Origin of the sequence: Pseudomonas oryzihabitans, from assembly GCF_007665395.1 — a bacterium.
GTDB lineage: Bacteria > Pseudomonadota > Gammaproteobacteria > Pseudomonadales > Pseudomonadaceae > Chryseomonas > Chryseomonas psychrotolerans_C.
This window is the reverse complement of the sequence record NZ_VDND01000012.1, coordinates 113,164-136,414: the sequence shown is the minus strand read 5'-3', so window position 1 is coordinate 136,414 and position 23,251 is coordinate 113,164. Positions and strand designations below refer to the sequence as shown.

The window sequence follows — 23,251 nt, the reverse complement described above, 5'->3', positions numbered from 1 at the left end:
CGCCACCCAACCCAGGACAGACCGCTTCACGCCGCGCACCCAGGCGACGGCGTGGGGCGCATCCCTCGACCCGGCCACGGGACAGGTTCATCACCTTCAATCAAGGAAGCATCCCGTATGACCCGACCCGTACAACGCACCCTGGCCGCCGTGCTGGCCGTCCTGGGTCTCGCCCAGAGCCTGCCTACCCAGGCTGCCGCTACCGAGCAGTTCTTCCCGCTGGCCACCTACCGGGTCGGGGCCTATGCCTCCAGCGGCATCCCGGTCTGGGCCGGCATGATCGACTACCTGCGTTACATCAACGACGTGGAGGGCGGCATCAACGGCGTCAAGCTGGTCTGGCGCGAATGCGAGACCGAATGGACGGCGGAAAAGGGCATCGAGTGCTACGAGCGGTTCAAGCAGGGCCTGGATGGCGCCCCGGTGGCGCTCTACCAGCCCAATGGCGCTCCGGCCGCCTACGCCTTGGCGAGCAAGGCCGAAGCCGATCGCATTCCGCTCATCACCCTGGGCTATGGCCGCACCGAGGCTACCGACGGCCGGGTCTTCCCCTACAACTTCCCGGTGATGCTGACGTTCTACAGCGAGGCGTCGGCCTTCATCAACTACGTGGCCGAGCGCGAAGGCGGGCTGGACAAACTGCGCGGCAGGAAGATCGCCACCGTCTACCATGACTCGGCCTATGGCCGGGAGACCCAGGCGCCGCTGGCGTTGCTGGCGGAGCGGTACGGATTCGAGAACATCCAGATCCCGGTCGCCGACCCGGGCAACGAACAGGCGGCGCAATGGCGCCAGGTGCGCCAGGTACGACCCGATTGGATCTTCCTGCGCACCTGGGGCGTATCCACCCCGGTGGCGATCAAGACCGCCGCGCGCTTCGGCTTCCCGGTGGACCATATCGTCGGCGACATCTGGGCCAGTTCCGACGAGGACGTGCTGCCCACTGGCGCCGTCGGCAAGGGCTACCTGGCCTTGACCCCCTATCCGGGCGGCGCCACCTTCGATATCCACCAGCGCTTGAAGAAGTACATCCTCGAGGCGGGCAAGAGCGACCTCAAGGACCCGCGCAGCTTCGGTAGCGTCTACTACAACTCCGGCCTGGTGAATGCCGCCATCGCCGTGGAGGCGATCCGTACCGCCCAGGGGCACTTCGGGCACCGGCCGCTCACCGGCGAGGAGGGCCGCTGGGGCCTGGAACACCTGCGGCTCGACGATGCACGCCTCAAGGCCATTGGCTTCCTCGGCTTGCTGCAGCCGCTGGCCTTGTCCTGCCGTGACCACGAGGGGGGTGGGGCCGCCAAGGTGCAGCAATGGGACGGCCAGCGCTGGAATTTGCTGACCGACTGGATCCAGGCCGACCGGCCGCTGCTGCGGCCGTTGATCGACGCCAAGGCCGCGGCCTACGCCAGGGAGCAGGGCGTCGTGCCGCGCGACTGCGGCCCGGATGGCGCCGAGGCGGCGCCATGAGCGCGCCGCTGGCTCGGGACGCCGCCGCGGCGCTGGTGGTAGACGCCATCGAAGTGGTCTACGACGGCAGCATCCTGGCGGTAGCGGACGTGTCGCTGACGGTGCCCGCGGGCGGCATCGTCGCGCTCCTGGGGGCCAATGGCGCCGGCAAGAGCACCACGCTCAAGGCCATCTCCGGACTGATCCGTGCCGAGCGCGCCCAGCTCAGTCGCGGTCGAGTGCGCTATGGCGGCCGTGATATCTCCCAGAGCGCCGCGAATCTGCTGGTCCAGCAGGGTATCGTCCAGGTCCTCGAGGGACGTCACGTGTTCGCCCAGTTGAGCGTCGAGGAAAATCTCTGCAGCGGTGCCTTCCTGCGCCGCCCGGATCGGCGCGTCCTGGCCATGGCCCTGGAGCGGGTGTATGCCTGGTTCCCGCGGCTGAAGACCAAGCGCGCCACCCTCGCCGGCCTGACCTCGGGGGGTGAGCAGCAGATGATCGCCCTGGGCCGCGCGCTGATGACTCAGCCGCGGCTGGTCCTGCTCGATGAGCCGTCCATGGGGTTGGCGCCGCTGATCGTGCGGGAGATCTTCGAGATCGTCGCCGACCTGAATCGTCGGGAGGGGGTGGGCTTTCTCATCGCCGAACAGAACACCGCGGTGGCGCTCAAGTACGCCCAGCATGCCTATGTACTGGAAAGCGGCAGAGTGGTTCAGTCCGGGCCTGCTGCAGGCTTCGACACCGCAGCGCTGAAGGCGGCCTATCTGGGCCGGGGCTGAGTATCCTGACGTCGGTCGGCGCCTCGCTGAGGAACGACCGGGCGTCCCGGCGGGCTTCGCCAGGCGGTGCCCGCCCCAGGACGGCGATCAGCGGATAGGCCACAACCAGGTGGCCTGATCCTGGCGCTTCAGGCGACGCCAATACGCCATTGCTCGGGCGGGGGCGTGCCGTTCACCGCGAAGTCGCCAACGATGCGTTGCTTGTATACCCTCGGATTATGGGAAGCGAGGGTGCGGGCGTTACGCCAGAAGCGGTCGAGGGCGAGCGGCTTGAGGGTGGCCGAGGCACCCAGGGCGTCGAAGCCTTCGGTACAGGCTTGCAGGATGAGGTCGCTGACGACGGTTTGCGCCTGGGCGGTTTCCAGTTCGGCGCGGATGCGCGCCGCTTCCTCCTGGGCTTCGTCGCGGGTCAGCCGCGCCTCGTAGGCCAGCTGCAGGGTACGGGCATTCTGCGCGACTAGCGCCCCGGCGGCGTAGGCCGCACCCTGCAGGCGGCCCACCACCTGCAGAATCTGCGGGTCCTGGGCCACGCGCGGGGCATTGCCGTTGCTGTAACTGCGGGTGCGGCGGGCGACTTCCGCGGCGACCTCGCTGGCCAGGGCGCGCCCGATCCCGGCGAGCGTCGCTAGGTGTACCAGCTGATAGAAGGCCGGTGCATAGCGCCAGCGTCCCGTGGCGTCGATGACGTCCTCGGCGGCCACCGCCACGGCGCTGAAATGCGCGGTGCCGCTGGCGGTGAGGGTCTGGCCGAAGCCGTTCCAATCGTCGACCACCGTTACGCCCGGGGCGTCCCGGCGGACCGTGGCCGACAGGAATTCACCGTTCGGGCCGGTGACCCCGACGTCGATCCAGTCGGCATACAGTGAGCCGGTAGTATAGAACTTGGTACCGTCCAGTTGCCAACCATCGCCCTGGGCTACCAGGCGAGTGGCGAATTCATCGCGCGCGGCCTGGGGCCCGGCCTCGCTCCAGGCGGGGCCTACCAGCTCGCCGGCAGCCAGGCGCCGCAGCCAGCGGTCACGGCGCGCGCTCGCGGGGCTGCCCAGCACGTCCTCGGCGAAGCCGAGATGGCCACGCAGCGCCTGCGCCAGGTTGGAGTCGGCGGCGGCGACCTCGATGAGCAGCTCGAACTGCTCGGGCAGGTTGGCACCGGCGCCGCCCTGGTCCAGGGGTACGCGCAGGGCACCGATGCCGCCGTCCACGAGCCAGCGGATTTCCGCGACCGGCAGACGCCGTTCGAGCTCGCGCTCGACCGCCCCGGCGCGGATCCGCGCCAGCAGCGGGCGCAGGGGGGCGACCAGTTCGTCATAGCGGGGGGAGGGGGCGGCGCCCCAGGGCATGGTTGTCATGGCAATTCCTTGGGCGAGTCGGGAATCATTGCTTCCAGCCCGGCTGGTAGAGCTTGCCGTGGGCCTGGTCCAGGGCGGCGCGGACCTTGGGCGAGTGCTGGTAGAGATCGATCAGCTTGGCCAGGCGCGGGTCGTCCTTGTTGTCCGGCCGGGCGACGAACTGGATGACGTACTCGGGATGGTCGAGGCCATCGAAGAGCAGTGCCTGGTTGGGGTCGATGGTCTTGGCCAGGCGCAGGTAGTGCGGATAGCCCTGGGCCACGTCGACGTCGTCCAGCGAGCGCGCCAGCTGCACGGCTTCCAGCTCGACGATCTGGATGTCGCGAGGGTTGCTGGTGATGTCCGCCAGCGTCGCGTGGTAGCCGACGCCGGGCTTGAGGGTGATGAAGCCGGCTTTTTCCAACAGCAACAGGCCGCGCCCGCCGTTGATGGCGTCGTTGGCGATGGCCACCCGCGCGCCCTTGGGCACCGCGGCCAGCGTCTGGTATTTCTTCGAGTAGAGACCGACGTTGTTGATGATCCCCGGTGCCACCGCCACCAGGTCGTAGCCGGCGGTGCGCTTGGCGTTCTCCAGGAAGGGGATGTGCTGGTAGTAGTTGGCGTCGATGTCGTGGTTGGCGAGGCTGGTGTTGGGGGCGATCCAGTCGCTGAATTCGACGATCTCCACGTCCACGCCAGCCGCCTTGGCTTCCTGCACCGCCACTTCCAGTGGGGGCGCGAAGGCGGCGGTGGTACCGATCTTGAGGGGATCGGCGCTGGCCAGGGTACTGACGAGGCCGAGGGCGAGGAGCAGGGGTTTCAGGTGGGTCATGGGGCGTCCTTGAAGGGTCAGTCCTGGCGGAAGCGGGTGCCGTAATGGCGGGGATCGAGGCGATCACCACGGCCGAACAGCTTCTGCCTGAAGCTGCCTTCGGCGTAGGCGGTCTTGTAGCGACCCCGGCTCTGCAACTCCGGGATCACCAGGTCGATGAAGTCGGCGTAGCACTCGGGGGTGACGGTGCGGGCCAGGTTGAAGCCATCCAGGCCGGTCTCGTCGATCCAGCCGAGCAGGGCATCGGCCACCTGCTGGGGATCGCCGACGATGGCGGTGTAGCGGCCGCCCAGGGCGTGCTGCTCCAGCAGCTTGCGGCGGGTCCAGCCGGCGTCCTTGGCCACCAGGCGCTTGAGCGCCGATTCGATGGCCTCGGTGCGCTGCGGGCGAATGGGTTCATCCAGGCCGTAGGCGGCGAGGTCGATCCCCACCGAGGCGGCATGGTGGGCGACGCCGGCCTCGGGGCTGGCATGGCGCAGGTAGTCGGCGTGCTTGTCGCGGGCTTCGGCGGCGGTGGGTGCGACGATCACCGTGATGCCCATGAACAGCTTGACGTCCGCCGCGTCGCGGCCGGCGGCTACGGCCGCGCCGCGCACCCGCTCGACCTGGGCGCGGGTGGCGGCCTGGTCCTGCCCGGAGATGAACACGCACTCGGCATGGCGTCCGGCGAAGGCCAGGCCGCGATCCGAGGAGCCGGCCTGGAACAGCACCGGGGTGCGCTGGCGCGAGGGTTCGCAGAGGTGGTAGCCCTCGACGTCGAAGAATTCGCCGTGGTGTACCACCTTGCGCACTCTCTCGGGGCGCGCGTAGGTGCGGTTGGCGCGGTCGCGGACCACCGCGTCATCGGCCCAGCTGCCTTCGAGGAGTTTGTAGAGTACGTCCAGGTATTCGTCGGCCTGGTCGTAGCGGCGGTCGTGGGCGATCTGCCGGTCCAGGCCCATGGCCCGCGCGGCGCTGTCCAGGTAGCCGGTGACGATGTTCCAGCCGACCCGGCCTTCGCTCAGGTGGTCCAGGGTGGAGAGGCGCCGCGCGAAGGGGTAGGGCGGCTCGTAGGTGAGGTTGGCGGTGAGGCCGAATCCCAGGTGCCGGGTCGCCGCGGCCATGGCCGAGACCAGCAGGAAGGGATCGTTGACCGGCAGCTGGATGGATTCGCGCAGGGTCAGGTCGACATTGCCGCCATAGACGTCGTAGACGCCGAGGATGTCGGCGATGAACAGGCCGTCGAACAGGCCGCGTTCCAGCAACTGGGCCAGCTCGGTCCAGTAGCCCAAGCTGTGGTAGCTGCTGGACGTGTCGCGCGGATGGGTCCAGAGGCCATGGTTGATGTGGCCCACGGTGTTCATGTTGAAGGCGTTGAGCAGCAACTGTTTGGCGGGGGCGCTCATGGGGCGGGCGCCTGAGCGGGTGACGGAGTCCGGAGCACAGCCATGGGATCCTCGGGGTTCAAGGCGAAGGGAGAGATCCGGTGGTCCGGTCGTTATACCTTAGCCTCAGTCACCGGCATGTCTTAAATAGCCTTTGGTAATAACGTTAGGGCGGCGTCCTCGTCGGCGATCTCTAACCAAATTCCAAATCGATATTAAGAGGCGCTTTGCATATTCCTTATCGTGGTCGGATATCAGTTCGCCATGCTTTGAGGAATCCATGCCCGCCATTCGGTTCTCCCTCGGCTCCTGCCTGCGGCAGGGCCTGTTCGCCCTGGGTCTGCTGGGACTCGCCGGCGCCGTCCAGGCCGATACCGCCTTGCGGATCGGCTACCAGAAGTCGTCCACCCTGCTGGTGCTGCTCAAGGAGCAGGGCACCCTGGAGCGGGATCTGGCAGCCAAGGGCATCACCCTGAGCTGGCACGAATTCTCCAGCGGCCTGCCGCTGCTGGAATCGCTTAACGTCGGCAACGTGGATCTGTCCGCCGACGTGGCCGACACCGTGCCGGTATTCGCCCAGGCGGCGGGTGCCAAGCTCACCTACTTCGCTCGCGAGACGCCGTCACCCCAGGCCCAGGCCATCCTGGTCCCGGAGGGTTCGTCCTTGAAGTCGCTGGCCGATCTCAAGGGCAAGCGGGTTGCCGTGACCAAGGCCGCCGGCAGCCACTACCTGCTGATCGCTGCCCTGCAGCAGGCCGGCCTGACCTTCGCCGACATCCAGCCGGCCTATCTCACCCCGGCCGACGGCCGCGCCGCCCTGGAGAATGGCAAGGTGGACGCCTGGGTCACCTGGGAGCCCTTCGTCGCCAGCGCCCAGCGCCAGCAGCAGGTGCGCATCCTCGCCTCGGGCGAGGGCTTGGCCAGCTACCAGCGCTATTACCTGGCCGCCACGCCCTATGCCCAGGCCCATCCCGAGGTGCTGGCCCTGGTGTTCGCCGAATTGCAGCGGACCGGGCAGTGGGTGAAACAGCACCCGGCCGAGGCGGCGCGTATTCTCGGACCCCAGTGGGGCCGCCTGGACCAGACGACCGTCGAGCTGGCCAACAGCCGCCGCACCTACGACGTCCAGCCGGTGAATCGCGCCGCCCTCGGCGAGCAGCAACGCATCGCCGACGCCTTCTACCGCGCCAAGCTGCTGCCCACCGCCGTGGACACCGCCGCCGTGGAGCTCTGGACCCCCGCCACCCCCGTGACCGCACGCTAGACGACAAGGAGTTCACCATGCACAAGACCACCCCGCGCTGGGCCGCGGGCCTCGCCCTCCTGGGTAGCGCCCTGCTGGCCCAGGCCGCGCTGCCCAAGGAAGTCCGCCTGGACTACGCCTACTACGCGCCCACCAGCCTGGTGCTCAAAGAGCAGGGGTTGCTGGAACAGCGCCTGGCCGACCAGGGCATTGCCGTGCGTTGGGTGTTCAGCCAGGGCAGCAACCGCTCGCTGGAATACCTCAACAGTGGCAGCACCGACTTCGCCTCCACCGCGGGTCTGGCCGCGCTGCTCAGCCGCGCCAATGGCGCGCCCATCGAAACGCTGTACCTGGCCAGCCGCCCGGAATGGACGGCGCTGGTGGTGCCGAAGGATTCGCCGCTGAAGTCCCTCGCCGATCTCAAGGGCAAGAAGATCGCCGCCACCAAGGGCACCGATCCCTACCTGTTCCTCTTGCGCAGCCTGCGCGAGGCCGGGCTGAAGAAGAGCGACGTGGAGATCGTCCACCTGCAGCACCCGGATGGCCGTGTCGCCCTGGAGCGCGGCCAGGTGGACGCCTGGGCCGGTCTCGATCCGCACATGGCCGCCAGCGAATTGCAGGCGGGTTCGCGGTTGCTCTATCGCAATCTCGACTTCAACAGCTATGGCGTGCTGAGCACCACCGAAGCCTTCGCCAAGGCGCAGCCGGAGCTGGTCAAGGCGGTGCTGGGGGCCTACGAGGACGCCCGTCACTGGACCCTGGCCCATCCCCAGGAGACCGCCGAGCTGCTGGCCAACGCCTCCGGCCTGCCGCTGGCGGTGGCCCAGCGCCAACTCGCCCGCACCGATTTCAGCCAGCCGCTGCCGGGGCCGCAGTTCGTCGCCGCGCTCAAGGGCGCCGCGCCGCTGTTGAGGGAAGAGGGTCTGGTCCGCCCCGGGGTGGACGCCGTCGCGGCGGTCGATGCGCTGGTGCAGCCGGCCCTGGCCCAGGCTGTGATCAAGGCTGAGCAGCCGGTGGCCAAGGTGGCCGCGCCGTGACCGACGACCTGACCCAGGCCGCGCCGCTCGGCCAGGCCCAACGCCCCGCACGCAGCGGCAGCGGCCGCTGGCGGGGCGCCGTGCTGCCCCTGGGCCTGGTCGTGGTGCTCGAAGTCGTGGTGCGCCTGGGCTGGTTGCCGGCCTACCAGATGCCGCCACCCAGCGAGGTGCTGCGGACGCTCTGGGTGCTGGGGGAGGGCGAGTTGTGGCGGCACCTGGCGGCCAGCCTGGCGCGGGTCGCCAGCGGCTTCGCCCTCGGCGCGGGCCTGGCCCTGCTGATCGGTGCCTGGGTGGGCCTGTCGCGCCGCGCCGAGGCCTATCTGGATCCGCTGTTCCAGGCGCTGCGGGCCATTCCCAGCCTGGCCTGGGTACCCCTGCTGCTGCTCTGGCTGGGCATCGACGAAACACCCAAGATCGTGCTGATCGCCCTGGGCGCCTTCTTTCCACTGTACCTGGCGCTGGTCAGTGGCATCCGCGACGTGGATCGCCGCCTGGTGGAGGTGGGGCGACTCTATCGCCTGTCGCGCCCGGCGCTGATCCGCCGCATCCTGCTGCCCGCCGCCTTGCCCAGCCTGTTCACCGGGCTGCGCGGCGCCCTGAGCATGAGCTGGATGTTCCTGGTGGCGGCCGAATTGATCGCCGCCACCGCCGGCCTTGGCTATCTGCTCAGCGATGGCCGCGAGACCTCGCGACCCGATATCGTCATCGCCGCCATCCTGGTGCTGGCGATCCTCGGCAAGCTCAGCGACGAGCTGCTGCTGCGCCTGGAGCGCCGCGCATTGGCCTGGCGCGATACCTATGACGGAGTCCAGTCATGAGCGAGGCGCTGTTATCCCTGCAAGGCATCGCCAAGGCCTTCGGTGGGCGCCGGGTGCTGGAGGGGGTCGACCTGGCGCTGGGCGCCGGCGAGGTGGTCAGCCTGCTCGGCGCCAGCGGTTGCGGCAAGAGCACCCTGCTGCGCATCGCCGCCGGGCTGGACGACGACTTCAGTGGCCGCATGAGCCTCGCCGACGCCAGCCACGGCGTCGGCGTGGTCTTCCAGGAACCGCGGCTGATGCCCTGGCTGGACGTGGCCGCCAATGTCGGCTTCGCCGATGGTGCGCGGGCCGATCGCGCCTGGATCGCGCAGTTGCTGCGCGACGTCGGTCTGGAGGGGCAGGGCGCCTTGCTGCCCAAGCAACTCTCCGGCGGCATGGCCCAGCGCGTCGCCATTGCCCGCGGACTCTATGGCCGCCCTCGGCTGCTGCTGCTCGACGAGCCCTTCAGCGCGGTGGATGCCTTCACTCGCTGGCAGCTGCAGGACCTGGTGCTACGCCTGGTGGCCCAGTATCACATCGGTGTACTGCTGGTGACCCACGACCTGGACGAAGCCTTCTACCTGGGCGACCGGGTGCTGGTCCTGGGCGGCGAGCCGTCCCGCGTCCAGCAGCGCTTCGCCGTCACCGCAGCCCATCCCCGCGAGCGGCGCGCGCCCGCCCTGCTGGCCCAGGCCGCCGAGGCCTATGAGGCGTTGCAGCGGCTGCGGGGGTGATCCCAGCGGCTTCGCTATGGCCGAACGGAGGCGTGCGCAATCCGGCCGGAGCGGGCAGTATCGGGAGGCAGCGGTGCGGCAACACCGCCCCTCCCGTCGACGATCCCGAGGAACTCCTATGATCCCATCTGCAGCGGTAATGGCCGAGTTGGCCCCCCAGGGCACCCTGCGTGCGGCCATCAACTATGGCAATCCGGTCCTTGCGCAACGAGGCGCGGATGGTGCACCGACCGGCGTCTCGGTGGCCTTGGCCCGCGCCCTGGCCGAGCGCCTGGGCGTGCCGCTGCAACTGATCACCTACGATGCCGCCGGCAAGGTCTTTGCCGCCCTGGAGCAAGGTGCCTGGGACCTGGCGTTCCTGGCCATCGAACCGGTGAGGGCCGCGCAGATCGACTTCAGCGAGCCCTACGTCATCATCGAGGGTACCTATCTGCTGCGCGAGGAGGATCCCGCCCGCCAGGTCGCCGAACTGGATCGCGCGGGACGGCGTATCGCCGTAGGGCAGGGCGCCGCCTACGACCTCTACCTGAGCCGCACCCTGACCCAGGCGGAACTGGTGCGGGCGAGCACCTCGTCGGCCGCCATCGGCTGGTTCGTCGAGCAGGGGCTGGACGCCGTGGCGGGCGTGCGTCAGCCGCTGGAGACCTACGCCGCTGTCCATCCCGGCTATCGCGTGCTGGCGGACAGCTTCACCGAGATCCGCCAGGCCATGGCCGTGCCCAAGGGCCGCTCGGCGGCGGCCGTCTTCGTCCAGGCTTTCCTCGACGAGCAGCTTCGCAACGGCTTCGTCGCCCGGGAGCTGGCCGCCAGCGGTCAGGGCGACGTCCGCCTGGGCGTGCCGGCAACCAGCGCCTGAGGCGGCCGCCGGGCGTCCGGGCGCTGGCCGCCGGGATACGCCCCGGCCGCCGGTTCGTCGGGAAGATGACAGCTTGGGGCGCTATTCTTGGCGCCTCGCCGAGGGCTGGATGCAATCATCCACGCCTTTCGCTGCCAAAGACCTGTCCCAGCCCCTTCGATCCGAGGTCGTTCCTTGCTCGCCACCCTGTCCGATCCCGCCTTTCTCGCCGGTCTCTTGCAGATCGTCATCATCGATATCCTGCTCGGCGGCGACAACGCCGTGGTCATCGCCCTGGCTTGCCGGCGCCTGCCCGAGGCGCAACGGCGCAAGGCCATCCTCGGCGGTGTCGCCGGTGCCGTGATCCTGCGCATCCTGCTGCTGTTCGTCGCCAGCTACGTGCTGGGCTGGCCGCTGCTCAAGGTGGTCGGTGGCGTGTTGCTGCTGTGGATCGGCATCAAGCTGTTGCTGCCCGAAGAGGACGAGGCCGATGTCAAGGCCGGTACCACCCTGGGCAAGGCGATCTGGATCATCATGGTGGCCGATGTGGTGATGAGCCTGGACAATGTCATCGCCGTGGCGGGTGCGGCCCAGGGGCATCTGGGCCTGGCCATCACCGGGGTGCTCATCAGCATTCCCATCATCATCTTTGGCAGCCAACTCATCCTGAAGCTCATGGAAAGGTTTCGCTGGCTGGTAGTGGCCGGCGCGGGGCTGCTGGGCTGGATCGCCGGCAAGCTCATCGCCAGCGACGAACTGCTGCAAGGCTGGCTCGGCACCGCCGACTGGCCCTGGGCACCCTATGCCGCCGGCGTCCTCGGTGTCCTGTTCGTCCTGGCGGTGGGCCAGCTGCTGTCGCGACGCACGGCCACGGCCTGAGACCGCCGGATCCGATTTGGCAGGAGGGCACCAGGACCCACATGCGGGGGACGCCTACCTGCCTTGGCTGCATATGGTTAGACAAATTCCGTCTTTACCAAAGGTTATAACAACTCATTAGCCTATAACGCTTTCGGATAGCCGATCGGCACGGAGCGTGGTGGATGAGCAGGATAGGGAAGGGATGGGGCGGAATCGCCGCCTTGATCGGCGCGCTGGGCGTGGGCTTCGCGGGCAACGCCGCCGCCGAGGGCAAGATCGGCATCGCCCAGCAGTTCGGCATCGGCTACCTGATCCTCGACGTGGTGCGCGATCAGCAGTTGATCGAGAAGCATGGCAAGGCCGCCGGGCTGGACATCCAGGTGGACTGGAACAGCATCTCCGGCGCCACCGCCATGAACGAAGCCCTGCTGGCCGGCTCGCTGGACGTGGTCTCGGCCGGGGTGCCGCCGATGCTGACCGTCTGGGACCGTACCCGCGGCCGGCAGAACGTCAAGGCCATCGCCGCCCTGGGCGCCATGCCCAACTACCTGCTGAGCAATCGCGCCGAGGTAAAGACCATCAAGGATCTGACCGACCAGGATCGCATCGCCGTACCGGCGGCCGGCGTGGGCTTCCAGTCGCGCACCCTGCAGATCCAGACGGCCAAGGTCTTCGGCGACGCCCAGTTCAAGAAATTCGACGCCATCAGCGTGAGTCTGCCGCACCCCGATGCCAGCGCTGCCCTGATGGCCGGTGGCTCGGAGATCACCACCCACTTCTCCAGCCCGCCCTTCCAGTACCAGGCGCTGGAGAATCCCAAGGTCCATCGCATCCTCAGCAGCTACGACGTCCTCGGCGGGCCGGGCACCTTCAACGTGCTCTACACCACCGAGAAATTCCACGACGAGAATCCCAAGACCTATCGCGCCTTCTATGACGCCCTGGTGGAAGCCGCGGCCTTCATCCGCGCCAACAAGGCGGCCGCGGCCGAGGCCTATCTCCGCGTGGAGAATTCCAAGCTGCCGCTGGCCCTGGTGCAGCGCATCGTCGAGGACCCGGAGATCGACTTCACCGTCGAGCCGCAGCGCACCTTCGTCTACGCCCAGAAGCTGCACGAGCTAGGCGTGCTGAAACACCAGGCCGCCTCCTGGCAGGACTATTTCTTCCCCGAAGCCCACCAGCGTCCCGGCAGCTGAGCCGGACCCCAAAGGAGAAAACTCCATGACCCTCGCCGCACCCCGCCCGGCCGCTGCCCAGGCTTTCGAGATCCGTCCCTTCGGCAACCTGGGCGCCGAGATCCTCGGTATCGACCTGGCCCAGCCATTGAATGCCGAGGACTTCGCCCGGGTCCATCGCGCCCACCTGGACCACCACGTGGTGGTGTTCCGCGACCAGCGCATCACCCCCGACGAGCAGATCGCCTTCAGCCGGCGCTTCGGTGAGTTGCAGATCCATGTGCTCAAGCAATTCCACCTGGCCGGCCATCCGGAAATCCTCATCGTCTCCAACATCGTCGAAGACGGCCAACCCATCGGCCTCGGCGACGCCGGCAAGTTCTGGCACTCGGACCTGTCCTACAAGGAGCTGCCGAGCCTGGGCTCCATGCTGCATGCCCAGGAGTTGCCGGAGGAGGGCGGCGATACGATCTTCGCCAACATGCACCTGGCCTACGACACCCTGCCCGAGGCGCTCAAGCGCCAGCTCGACGGCTTGCAGGCCGAGCATTCCTACACCGCCACCTACGCCAAGCCGAAGTTCGAGGGTAACTGGCGGCCGACCCTGACCGCGGCGCAACTGGCCGAGGTCAAGGCGGTGGTGCATCCGGTGGTGCGCACCCATCCGGAGAACGGTCGCAAGGCGCTGTTCGTCAGCGAGGGTTTCACCACCCATATCGTCGGCCTGCCGGAAGACGAGAGCCGTGACCTGCTGGCCGAGCTGCATGCCCACAGCGTCAAGCCCGAGCACCTCTATCGTCACCAGTGGCAACCCCACGACCTGGTGTTCTGGGACAACCGCTCGCTGCTGCACCTGGCCGCCGGCTGCCCTAACCACATGAGACGCAAGCTGTATCGCACCACCATCCAGGGCGATGCGCCTTTTTGAGGGAGGAGACGACCATGAACGCTCCTCTCGCTTCCCGTCCGCACCTGGCCCTGGCGCAGACCCAGCCGCTGCTGCAGGTGCAGGACCTCGACCTCGAATACCGCACCCGCGACCGCCGGGTGCGGGCCACCCACCAGGTGTCCTTCGAGGTCTACGGCGCCGACCGTTTCGTCCTGCTCGGCCCCTCCGGTTGCGGCAAGTCCAGCCTGCTCAAGTCGGTGGCGGGCTTCCTGCCGCCGCTGCAGGGTGAGATCCGCCTGGAGGGCAAGCCGATCAAGGGCCCGGGGCCGGATCGCATCGTGGTGTTCCAGGAATTCGACCAGCTGCCGCCGTGGAAGACGGTGCTGGAAAACACCATGTTCCCGCTGCTCGCCAGCCGCCAGGCCAGTCGCGGCGAAGCCCGCGAGCGGGCCCTGCACTACCTGGACAAGGTCGGCCTGGCGCGCTTCGTCGATGCCTATCCGCACCATCTGTCCGGCGGCATGAAGCAGCGGGTGGCCATCGCCCGCGCCCTGGCCATGCAGCCCAAGGTGCTGCTGATGGACGAGCCCTTCGCCGCCCTGGACGCCCTGACCCGGCGCAAGATGCAGGAAGAACTGCTCACGCTCTGGGACGAGGTGCGCTTCACCCTGCTGTTCGTCACCCACTCCATCGAGGAGGCGCTGGTGGTGGGCAATCGCATCCTGCTGCTGTCGCCCCATCCGGGGCGGGTGCGCGCCGAACTCAACTGCCATCAGTTCGGCCTCGAGGATTTCGGCGGTGCCGACTTCCAGAGCACCGCGCTGCGCATCCACAACCTGCTGTTCCCGGACGACGTCCAGACCCTGCCGCCCGAGGTGGCCGACGAACGCCTGCGCCTGCAGCAGGCCATCGTCCAGGGCCGTATTTCCTATTAGTCCTGAGGTAGACCCATGACACGACAGCCCCCGGTGCGGGCCGAATACCAGCGCGAGCTCGCGCCCCTAAACGACCTGCCGCTGGCGGTCGAACTGCCCCTGGCCACCCGCCTGTGGAGCCAGGCCTGGGTACGCAAGCTGGTGATCCTGGCGATCCTCATGCTGGTCTGGGAAGTGGCGGCGCGCTGGCAGGGCAACGACCTGCTGCTGCCCAGCTTCCTGCAGACCGCCGCCGCCTTCTGGGACGGCCTGGTGACCGGAGAATTGCCGGCCAAGGTGGCCATCTCCCTCGGCACCTTGCTCAAGGGCTACCTGCTGGGCGTGGTCCTGGCCCTGGCGCTGAGCGCCCTGGCCGTCTCCACCCAGTTCGGCCGCGACCTGCTCGATACCCTGACCTCCATGTTCAACCCGCTGCCGGCCATCGCCCTGCTGCCGCTGGCACTGCTCTGGTTCGGCCTGGGTGAGAACAGCCTGGTCTTCGTGCTGGTGCACTCGGTGCTCTGGCCCATGGCGCTGAACACCTATTCGGGCTTTCTCGGCGTCTCCGACACCCTGCGCATGGGTGGCCGCAACTATGGCCTCAGGGGGCTGAGATACGTCGGTCTGATCCTCATTCCGGCGGCGCTGCCGGCCATCGTCTCGGGCCTGAAGATCGGCTGGGCCTTCGCCTGGCGCACCCTGATCGCCGCCGAGCTGGTGTTCGGCGCCTCCAGCGGCAAGGGCGGCCTCGGCTGGTACATCTTCCAGAACCGCAACGAACTCTACACCGACCGCGTCTTCGCCGGCCTCGCCGCGGTGATCATCATCGGCCTGCTGGTGGAAGGCCTGGTATTCGCCACCCTGGAGCGGCTGACGGTGAAGAAGTGGGGGATGCAGCGGTAGGGGCTGAGGCTTTTCGTTGGGCTTCGCTGCGCTCAACCCAACCTACGAAACAGCACTGTAGGTTGGGCTGAGGCGGCCTTATCGTCGAAGCCCAACAGGCCACCGACTTCGCCCCGGGAACAGCAGCATTCAACCCTCGCGCGGACCACTCCCTTTCCCTGTGGAGAGGGCTGGGGTGAGGGCGCCCTTCGCAGAGAACTTCCCTAGTGGAAAAGGCCGCGCCGTTTTCCAGGCTACGGCTTCCTTCGAAGCCCAACGTCCGGGCTTGAGCGTATATCGACCCGCGCGGACCACCCACTCTCCCTCTGGGAGAGGGCTGGGGTGAGGGCGCCCTTCGCAGCGAACTTCCCCAGTGGAAAAGGCTACGCCGCTTTCCACGCGACGGCGTCCGTCAAAGCCCAACGTCCGGGCTTGGCCGGGTGACAACGCATATCGACCCGCGCGGACCACCCCCTCTCCCTCTGGGAGAGGGCTGGGGTGAGGGCGCCCTTCGCAGCAGACTTCCCCAGTGGAAAAGGCCACGCCGTTTTCCACGCGACGGTGCCCTGGGATCGCTTGGCTGATCGCGGCTGCGTCGGCGGACCGCCATGGCCGCGACAGGGCTGCCAATTCATTAGATGCGCGCAGTAAATAAATCTCGCATTAGGATATGCGCATAAGGAATTTCCTTCTTATGCCCCGCCTGCCTAAGGTGGACCCCAGCCAACGCCTTCCCGCAAGGCGCCCCTTCACCTCGGCACGGGATCCATCCATGAGCGTCCAATTCCTCGGCATGATCGGCCATCGCCTCACCTCGGAGATCATCGCCCCCTCCGGTCCCATCTTCGACAAGGGCTATGTCACCCGCTTCGCCCAGGCCCACGAGCAGGCTGGCTTCGACCGTATCCTGGTCGGCTACTGGTCCGATCAGCCCGACGGCTTCCTGGTCACCGCCCTGGCGGGCCAGGCGACGCAAAAGCTCAAATTCCTGCTGGCCCATCGGCCCGGCTTCGTCGCCCCGACCCTGGCGGCGCGCAAGCTGGCGACCCTCGACCACCTGCTCGACGGCCGCCTGGCGGTGCACATCATCAGCGGTGGCAGCGACCTGGAGCAGCGCAAGGATGGCGACTGGCTCGACCACGACCAGCGCTATGCCCGCACCGAGGAATTCCTCGACGTGGTGCGCCAGGAGTGGACCAGCGCCCAGCCCTTCGACCATCAGGGCGAGCATTACCGGGTGGCAGGCGGTTTCTCCGCCATCAAGCCGCTGCAGCAACCGAGTCTGCCGGTCTACTTCGGCGGTTCCTCGCCGGCGGCGCTGCGGGTGGCGGGCAAGCATGCCGATGTCTTCGCGCTGTGGGGCGAATCCCTGGCCCAGACCCGCGAGACTATAGCCGCGGTCCGCGCCGAAGCCGCCCGCCACGGCCGCACCCCCAAGTTCAATGTCTCCTTCCGGGTGATCCTCGGCGACACTGAGGACGAAGCCTGGGACAAGGCCGAAGCCATCCGCCAGCAGGCCAAGGCCCGCCTCGATGCCCAGGGCGCGGTGCATCCGGCCAAGCCGGAAGCCGTGGGCGCCCAGCGCCTGCGCGACACCGTGGCCCTGGGCGACCGGGTGGACCGCCGGCTCTGGACCGGCATCGCCGCCCTGGTTGGCGGCGGGCACAACTCCACCGCCCTGGTGGGTACCGCCGAACAGGTGGCCGATGCCTTGCTGGACTACTACGACCTGGGCGTCGACAGCTTCCTGATCCGCGGCTTCGATCCGCTCAACGATGCCGTCGAATACGGCCGCGAGCTGATCCCCCTGACTCGGGAGAAGGTCGCTGCCCGCCTGGCCGGTGCCCGGCGCACCGGTTGACCACCAGATTCCAACACCGGCGCGACCGTACCCACGGAGCGCTCCCGATACCCTCGAGGAGACGCCTTCGTGAACAAGGGATTGCTAGTCGCCGCCGGCCTGTTGGCCGGTACCCTCACCAGCCTGGCCCAGGCGGTCACCCTCACCATCGGTGACCAGTTCTACTACAGCAGCACCCTGCTGGAGCAGGCTGGTGAATTGAAAGACCTGCCGTACCAGATCGAGTGGAAGAGATTCAACGCCGGTGGCCCGGTGGTGGAAGCGCTCAATGTCGGCTCCATCGACCTGGGCATCGTCGGCGACACCCCGGTGATCGCCCTGGCCGCTCGCGGTGGCCCGGTCAAGGTGGTGGCGGTGACCCGCAATCGCCCGGATGGCACCGCCATCGTGGTCGGCAAGGATTCGCCGATCAAGACCGTGGCCGATCTCGCCGGCAAGCGGGTGGCCATCTGGAAGGGCTCCTGGAGCCAGCAACTGGTCTATTCGGCGCTGGAACAGGCCGGTCTGCCCAGCGATGCGCCGCACTACAGCTACCTGATGCCCACCGAGGCAGTCGCCGCCGTGAGCCAGGGCACCCTGGACGCCACCGCCACCTGGGAACCTTACGTCAGCATGGTGGAGCGCCAGGGCGGGCGGGTGCTGGTCACCGCCAAGGACCTGATGCCGGCCCCGGTCTACGTGGTGGCCAACACCGGCCATTTGGACGAAAACCGCGCCGCCATCGGTGATTTCGTCGCCCGCCTGCAACGCGCCCGCAGCTGGGCGCGCGATCACGTCGACGTCTATGCCCAGGCCTGGGCCAAGCGCAACAACTCCGATCCGGCCATCGCCGAAAGCTGGTTCCGCCGCGACGCCACCTGGGTCGAGCCGATCAGTGCCCAGACCCTCAGCGACGGTCAGAAGACCGCCGATTTCCTGGTCAAGGCCGGGGTGCTGCCGCAGCGCTACGACGTCAAGCCGCTCTATGACCAGAGTTTCAACCGCTATCTGCAGACGCCCCGGGAGGCCAGCCGATGAGTCGTCAACTGCACCTCGCCGGCTTCCTGCTGGCCGGCCCGGTGATCCATAGCCACGCCGTCTGGCGCCATCCCGAGACCCAGGGCGACTTCCTCGACCCCGACTACTACGTGCGCGCGGCCAAGGCGTTGGAGGAGGGGCTGTTCGACTTCCTGTTCTTCGCCGACCGCCTGGCCGTGGGCGACCAGCTCGGCGGCTCGCGGGAGACCGCGCTGCGTCTGGGTGCCCAGGATGCCACCCGGCTCGACCCCTTGCCGCTGCTCTCCTACCTGGTGGCCCACACCCGCCACCTCGGCCTGGGCTGCACCCGCTCCACCACCTATTACGAACCGGCTCACGTCGCCCGGGCCTTCGCCACCCTGGACCACCTCTCCCGCGGGCGGGCGGCCTGGAACATCGTCACCTCGATGAACGACAGTGAGGGTCGGCTGTTCGGCAAGGAGCGTCACCTGGAGCACGACCTGCGCTACGACCGCGCCGACGAATTCGTCGAGGTGGCGGTCAAGCTCTGGCGCAGCTGGGGAGCGCAGGCCCTGCGCCTGGATCGCGAGGCGGGCGTACTGGCCGATCCGGCGCAGGTTCGCGCCCTGGATCACCAGGGCGACTGGTTCCGGGTGGAGGGTCCGCTCAATATCCCGCGCAGCCCCCAGGGGCGACCGGTACTGATCCAGGCCGGCTCCAGTGGTCGCGGGCGCCGCTTCGGCGCGCGCTGGGCCGAGGCCATCTTCACCATCCAGCCGAACCTCGCCGCCATGCGCGCCTTTCGCGACGACGTGCGCCGCCAGGTGCTGGAGCAGGGGCGTTCGCCGGACGGCTGCAAGATCCTCACCTCGGTGATGCCCTTCATCGGCGGCAGCGAAGCCGAGGCCCGCGCCAAGCAGGAAAGACACAACGCCCTGGCGCAGCCCGAGGTGGGGCTGATCACCCTCTGCTCGCAGCTCAATATCGACCTGTCGCGCTTCACCCTGGATACCTCGTTGGGCGAGGTGGCCGCGGTCGGCGACCTGCCGCCGGCCGCCAGCGAGAAGCTGCTGGCGCTGGGCCCGCGGACCACCCTGGCCGAACTGGGCCGCAGCTACGCCGCCAGCGTGCGGGTGCCGCAGCTGGTAGGCACCGGCGCCCAGATCGCCGAGCAACTGGCCGAGCTGTTCGAAGCGGGCGGGTGCGATGGCTTCGTGATTTCCCCCGGCTACCTGCCGGGTTCCTTCGTCGAATTCAGCGAGAGCGTGGTGCCGCACCTGCAGCGCCGCGGCCTGTTCCGGCGCCAGTACCAGGGCGAGACCCTGAGAGACCACCTGGGCCTCGGCCCGCTGGAGGACTAGATGAGTACATCCAAGGAAGCCGAGGGCTGGCTGGCCCTGGCTCGCGAGATCGGTGCCGAATTCGCCGCCCGGGTGGTCGCCGACGAACGCGACCGGATTCGTCCCGATGCCCAGTTGCTCAGACTCAAGGACAGCGGCCTGACCAACCTGGTCATTCCCGCGCGCCTCGGCGGCGCCGGCCAGCCCTGGTCGCTGGCCATGCGCGTGCTGCGCGAGATCGCCGCCGGCGATGGCTCGGTGGGGTTGCTCTTCGGCTACCACCTGCTCAACACCGTGAACCTGCGTCGCGAGCCCCAGCCCAGGCGGGACCGGTTGCTGGCGGAGATCGCCGAAGGCCGGCTGTGGCTGGCCGGGGTGGTCAATCCACGGGATGACGACATCCTCGCCACCCCGGTCGCTGGCGGCGGTTATCGGCTGACCGGGCGCAAGGGTTTCTGCAGCGGCGCCGCCTTCGCCGATCGGCTCACCATCAGCGCCCGTGACCGGGAAAGCGGGGCGCGGCTGATGGTCACCCTGCCGGCCGACCGCCCGGGACTGGCCTATGCCGACGACTGGGATCACTTCGGCGTGGCACGCAGCGACAGCGGCAGCTTCACCCTCGCCGAGGTCTGGGCCAGCGCCGAGGAAGCCCAGGTCTGCGACCTGGAGGATGACGGCGACTTCGCCGCGGTGATCCGCACCCCGGTCAACCAGTCGGCGTTCACCCAGTACTACCTCGGCGCCGCCCAGGGCGCCCTGCGCGAGGCGCGGCGCTACCTGCAGGAAGAGGCCCGGCCCTGGGTGCATTCCCTGGCCGTCACGGCCACTGAGGACCAGCTGGTGTTGAGCCAGGTGGGTGACCTCTGGATCGCCTTGCAGGGCGCCGTGGCCCTCGCCGATGTCGCCGCGCGCCAGGTGGATGCCTTGCTGGCGGCCGATGACGCCTTTACCGCCGAACTGCGCGGCGAGACGGCCATCGCCGTGGCCAGCGCCAAGGTGCTGGCCGCCCGTACCGCCCTGGACGTCACCACCCGGGTGTTCGATGCCCTGGGCGCCCGCGCTACCCACAACCGCCTGGGTCTGGACCGCTTCTGGCGCGATGTCCGCACCCACAGCCTGCACGACCCCCTGGCCTACAAGGTGCTAGAGGTCGGCCGCTATGCCGTCAACGGCCAATATCCCGCCATTCTCGCCTACACCTGACCCTAGGATTTCCTATGCTGCGCAAGACCCTTGTCGGCCTGACCCTCGGCCTGCTGGCCGCCACCCAGGCGCTGGCCACCAGCCTCGTCGTGGGCGACCAGAGCTATAACGCCCACACCGTGATGGAAGCCGCGGGTGTCCTGGATGACCTGCCGTACCAGCTGGAGTGGAAGCAATTCACCGCCGGCTCGCCGGTGGCCGAGGCGCTCAATGTCGGCAGTCTCGACCTCGGCCTGCTGGGCGATGCGCCACCGCTGTTCCTCGGCGCCCTGGGCGCGCCGATCAAGGTGGTCGGCATCAGTCGCCAGAGCCTCGATGGGGTGGCGGTCCTGGTCCGTGGTGATTCCAACCTGCACCGCCTGGCCGACCTGAAGGGCAAGACAGTGGCCATCTGGAAAGGCTCCTGGAGCCAGCAACTGGCGCTGGCCGCGCTGGACCGCGCCGGCGTACCGCGCGATCAGGTGACCTTCCGCTACCTCAATGCCCTGGATGCCGCCCATGCCCTGGAAGGCGGCTCGGTGGACGCCATCGCCACCTGGGAGCCCTATGTCACCCAGGCCCAGCGCCAGGGGGCACGGGTGCTCACCACCGCCGAGGGCTTGATCCCGGCGCAGAGCTTCGTGGTCGCGAGCCAAGGTGCCCTGGACGACGCCGCCAAGCATTCGGCCATCGCCGACTTCCTCCAGCGCCTGCAACGCGCCCGTACCTGGGCCAATGCCGATCCCGAACACACCCGCCGCTACGCCGCCGCCTGGGCAGAGCGCACCCGTGCCGACGCCGCCATCGCCCAGGCCTGGTTCGCCCGGGCGCGCACCAGTGTCGGACCAGTGACACCCACGGCCATCGCCCAGGCGCAGCGCACCGTCGACTTCTTCGCCGGCGAGGGTCTGGTGAAAGGCTATGACGCCAGCCGCCTGTTCTACGACGGCTTCGCGAAGAGCCTGGCGCCACCTGCCCAGACGGCGCAGCGCTGAGCAGGGCGCGGGAGAGGAGGCGTTGCGTTATGCTTGGAGCGCATGTCCAGCAGCGGAAAGTCAGACGCCTCCTCATGAAGACCGACGATATCGAAGCCTTTGTCGCGGTGATCCGCAGCGGATCCCTCAACGCTGCCGCCCAGTCCCTGGGGCTGACCCAGCCGGCCATTACCCGGCGGCTGCAAAGCCTGGAACAGGATCTCGGTGTCGAGCTGCTCGACCGCCACACCAAGCCGCTCAAGCCGACGCGCCTTGGCCAGGAGGTCTACGGCCATTGCCGCGCCATCCTGCGTGAGATGGACGCCTTGCGCGAGCGGGTGGCGGGCGATGCCCCGCCCTCCGGCGTACTGCGCCTGGGCGTGCCCCAGACCCTGGGCGATGCCCTGTTGCTGGACGCCGTACGCGAGATCCGCGCGCGCTATCCCGAGCTGCGCACCCAGGTGGCGACCGGCTGGGGCAGCGTATTGGTGAGTCGCATCGAGCACGGCGAGCTGGATGGTGCCCTGGTGCTGTTTCCGGCCAACAAGGTGTTTCCCGACGGCGTCGAGGCCCAAGCCCTGGGCGCCATGCCCTTGCAGGTGGTCTGCGCGCGCGACCAGGCGCCGGCCAGGGCCCAGCGCCTGGCCGATATCCAGGGGCAGGGCTGGGTGCTCAACCCCGACGGCTGCGGCTTCCGCGCCAGCCTGCAGCGCACCTTGGCCGACCAGGGCCAGGCGCTGCGCATCAACCTGGAAACCTACGGCACCGAGCTGCAGCTCGGCCTGGTGGCGGACGGCCAGGGCCTCGGCCTGGTCCCGGCGCCACTGCTGGCGCGCAGCGTCCACCGCGAGCGGCTGGCGGCCATTCCACTGAAGGACTTCAAGCCGGAAATCCAGCTATGGCTGATCCACCCGCGCTTTCTCGGGCCGTTGCAGGAGGTGGTGGAAGGGTTTGGGAAAGCGGCGCGGGTCTTGTTGCAAGGCTGACGCGACCTCACTCGATGGCGGTACCTATACAGCGTGCGAATATCCGCTCCAGCCCTGCATAGTCGCAATGGACGGCGGCAATGTTGGCCTCTATCCATTCGTCTCGCGCTACGGGTGACCAATCGATCTGGTAGCCCACATTGATGATGAGATGCTCGAACAGCAGGCGCTGGGCACGACCGTTTCCATCGCGGAAGGGGTGCACCATGTTCAGGTCACCATAGAGCTCTGAGCTAAGAGCGATCAGGGCCTCACGAGATTGCCCTTCGAACCAGTCTTTCGCACGCAACCGGGCGAAAAGCTTGTCGGCCTCCGGTATCAGCCGGTGCACCGTACAAAAGCGCGTGCTGTCCTTGGCGATATCGAGCGTGCGCAATTCGCCCGCCCAGGAATAGATATCCTGGAACAGACATCGATGTAGGCGGCACAGGTAGTTCAGGTCGTAGGGGGGTAATTCGAATGTCAACTTGCTGGCAGCGAGGCGAGACAGATCGCGCTCAGCCTCCGCAAGTAGCTCGTCATCTCGAATGTCTAGCAGGTTGCATAGGGTCGTGGTGCCGGGATAGCAGTACGGATCCTGACCGGTTCCGTACTTGTCGATCATTGAGACTTGCTCAGGCGCCGGTAGTGCGCGAGAAGGGTTTGCTTGTCCTGTTCGAATGCTTCCGGAGCGTCGGATTTCAATTCGATGCCTTCTAGCTTCAGGCTGGCGGCATAGTTGGCCTGACGTATGCGTGCGTAGTAGCGCCGTTTGGTATCCAGGCTAGCTTGTGGCATGACGGTACCTCTGGGATAACTATCCCGAGTTTAGCTG

At 68.0% G+C, this 23,251-nt stretch carries 23 protein-coding genes; 18 read left to right on the top strand and 5 right to left on the bottom strand.

Features of this window, described 5'->3' with window-relative positions:
- Positions 1-117 precede the first annotated feature (117 nt).
- Together FSV73_RS21280 and FSV73_RS21275 are read left to right on the top strand one after the other, a co-directional pair.
- Positions 118-1,467, top strand: coding sequence for an ABC transporter substrate-binding protein (locus FSV73_RS21280; RefSeq protein WP_145011120.1), 1,350 nt, complete (start codon positions 118-120; stop codon positions 1,465-1,467).
- Positions 1,464-2,225, top strand: a complete 762-nt coding sequence (locus tag FSV73_RS21275; protein WP_145011117.1) for an ABC transporter ATP-binding protein — start codon at positions 1,464-1,466, stop codon at positions 2,223-2,225. The genes FSV73_RS21280 and FSV73_RS21275 overlap by 4 nt, the downstream gene beginning before the upstream one ends.
- A gap of 128 nt (positions 2,226-2,353) precedes the next feature.
- Here the strand turns inward: FSV73_RS21275 and FSV73_RS21270 are convergent, their stop codons facing one another.
- The 3 genes from FSV73_RS21270 to FSV73_RS21260 are packed head-to-tail and all read right to left on the bottom strand — an operon-like array spanning position 2,354 to position 5,770.
- Positions 2,354-3,574, bottom strand: a complete 1,221-nt coding sequence (locus tag FSV73_RS21270; RefSeq protein ID WP_145011114.1) for a monooxygenase — start codon at positions 3,572-3,574, stop codon at positions 2,354-2,356.
- Positions 3,575-3,599: 25 nt separating this feature from the next.
- On the bottom strand, positions 3,600-4,385 hold the full coding sequence (locus FSV73_RS21265) for a MetQ/NlpA family ABC transporter substrate-binding protein (RefSeq protein ID WP_145011111.1): 786 nt from the start codon (positions 4,383-4,385) through the stop codon (positions 3,600-3,602).
- A gap of 17 nt (positions 4,386-4,402) precedes the next feature.
- Positions 4,403-5,770, bottom strand: a complete 1,368-nt coding sequence (locus tag FSV73_RS21260; protein WP_145011108.1) for an LLM class flavin-dependent oxidoreductase — start codon at positions 5,768-5,770, stop codon at positions 4,403-4,405.
- Between the two features lie 259 nt (positions 5,771-6,029).
- On the opposite strand from FSV73_RS21260, the gene FSV73_RS21255 reads away from it, so the two are divergent.
- The 16 genes from FSV73_RS21255 to FSV73_RS21180 all read left to right on the top strand — a co-directional run bounded on the left by FSV73_RS21255 (position 6,030) and on the right by FSV73_RS21180 (position 22,437).
- Positions 6,030-7,013: an aliphatic sulfonate ABC transporter substrate-binding protein gene (locus FSV73_RS21255; protein WP_260856133.1), complete on the top strand. Its 984-nt coding sequence runs from the start codon at positions 6,030-6,032 to the stop codon at positions 7,011-7,013.
- A gap of 17 nt (positions 7,014-7,030) precedes the next feature.
- Entirely contained in the window at positions 7,031-8,029 is a 999-nt protein-coding gene (locus FSV73_RS21250) for an aliphatic sulfonate ABC transporter substrate-binding protein (protein WP_145011105.1), read from the top strand.
- Positions 8,030-8,037: 8 nt separating this feature from the next.
- On the top strand, positions 8,038-8,847 hold the full coding sequence (locus tag FSV73_RS21245) for an ABC transporter permease (RefSeq protein ID WP_260856138.1): 810 nt from the start codon (positions 8,038-8,040) through the stop codon (positions 8,845-8,847).
- On the top strand, positions 8,844-9,560 hold the full coding sequence (locus FSV73_RS21240; protein ID WP_145011102.1) for an ABC transporter ATP-binding protein: 717 nt from the start codon (positions 8,844-8,846) through the stop codon (positions 9,558-9,560). Before FSV73_RS21245 ends, FSV73_RS21240 begins: the two co-directional genes overlap by 4 nt.
- A 118-nt stretch (positions 9,561-9,678) precedes the next feature.
- Positions 9,679-10,416: an ABC transporter substrate-binding protein gene (locus FSV73_RS21235; RefSeq protein ID WP_145011099.1), complete on the top strand. Its 738-nt coding sequence runs from the start codon at positions 9,679-9,681 to the stop codon at positions 10,414-10,416.
- A 174-nt stretch (positions 10,417-10,590) separates the two neighbouring features.
- Positions 10,591-11,274 carry a TerC family protein gene (locus FSV73_RS21230; protein WP_145011095.1) on the top strand — a complete coding sequence of 228 codons (684 nt, stop codon included), beginning with the start codon at positions 10,591-10,593 and terminating at the stop codon, positions 11,272-11,274.
- Between the two features lie 164 nt (positions 11,275-11,438).
- Positions 11,439-12,452 carry an ABC transporter substrate-binding protein gene (locus FSV73_RS21225; protein WP_145011092.1) on the top strand — a complete coding sequence of 338 codons (1,014 nt, stop codon included), beginning with the start codon at positions 11,439-11,441 and terminating at the stop codon, positions 12,450-12,452.
- 25 nt (positions 12,453-12,477) lie between these two features.
- Entirely contained in the window at positions 12,478-13,359 is an 882-nt protein-coding gene (locus tag FSV73_RS21220; RefSeq protein WP_145011089.1) for a TauD/TfdA dioxygenase family protein, read from the top strand.
- Between the two features lie 14 nt (positions 13,360-13,373).
- Positions 13,374-14,255 (top strand): ABC transporter ATP-binding protein, encoded by an 882-nt coding sequence (locus FSV73_RS21215; protein WP_145011085.1) that lies wholly within the window; start codon positions 13,374-13,376, stop codon positions 14,253-14,255.
- 15 nt (positions 14,256-14,270) lie between these two features.
- A complete protein-coding gene (locus FSV73_RS21210) occupies positions 14,271-15,137 on the top strand; it encodes an ABC transporter permease (protein WP_145011082.1) in 867 nt (288 codons plus the stop codon).
- A 751-nt stretch (positions 15,138-15,888) separates the two neighbouring features.
- Entirely contained in the window at positions 15,889-16,977 is a 1,089-nt protein-coding gene (locus FSV73_RS21205; protein WP_145011079.1) for an LLM class flavin-dependent oxidoreductase, read from the top strand.
- A gap of 69 nt (positions 16,978-17,046) precedes the next feature.
- Positions 17,047-17,994, top strand: coding sequence for an ABC transporter substrate-binding protein (locus tag FSV73_RS21200; RefSeq protein WP_145011076.1), 948 nt, complete (start codon positions 17,047-17,049; stop codon positions 17,992-17,994).
- On the top strand, positions 17,991-19,316 hold the full coding sequence (locus FSV73_RS21195; protein WP_145011073.1) for an LLM class flavin-dependent oxidoreductase: 1,326 nt from the start codon (positions 17,991-17,993) through the stop codon (positions 19,314-19,316). The genes FSV73_RS21200 and FSV73_RS21195 overlap by 4 nt, the downstream gene beginning before the upstream one ends.
- Positions 19,317-20,498, top strand: coding sequence for an acyl-CoA dehydrogenase family protein (locus FSV73_RS21190; RefSeq protein WP_145011070.1), 1,182 nt, complete (start codon positions 19,317-19,319; stop codon positions 20,496-20,498). It abuts the gene before it with no gap.
- Between the two features lie 14 nt (positions 20,499-20,512).
- Positions 20,513-21,472 (top strand): ABC transporter substrate-binding protein, encoded by a 960-nt coding sequence (locus FSV73_RS21185; RefSeq protein WP_145011067.1) that lies wholly within the window; start codon positions 20,513-20,515, stop codon positions 21,470-21,472.
- 74 nt (positions 21,473-21,546) lie between these two features.
- The gene (locus tag FSV73_RS21180; protein ID WP_145011064.1) at positions 21,547-22,437 is read left to right on the top strand and encodes a LysR family transcriptional regulator; all 891 of its coding nucleotides are present in this window, start codon (positions 21,547-21,549) and stop codon (positions 22,435-22,437) included.
- Between the two features lie 7 nt (positions 22,438-22,444).
- Here the strand turns inward: FSV73_RS21180 and FSV73_RS21175 are convergent, their stop codons facing one another.
- Together FSV73_RS21175 and FSV73_RS25640 are read right to left on the bottom strand one after the other, a co-directional pair.
- The gene (locus FSV73_RS21175; protein WP_145011061.1) at positions 22,445-23,041 is read right to left on the bottom strand and encodes a Fic/DOC family protein; all 597 of its coding nucleotides are present in this window, start codon (positions 23,039-23,041) and stop codon (positions 22,445-22,447) included.
- Positions 23,038-23,214, bottom strand: a complete 177-nt coding sequence (locus FSV73_RS25640; RefSeq protein WP_186309304.1) for a YhfG family protein — start codon at positions 23,212-23,214, stop codon at positions 23,038-23,040. The genes FSV73_RS21175 and FSV73_RS25640 overlap by 4 nt, the downstream gene beginning before the upstream one ends.
- Between the last annotated feature and the right edge of the window lie 37 nt (positions 23,215-23,251).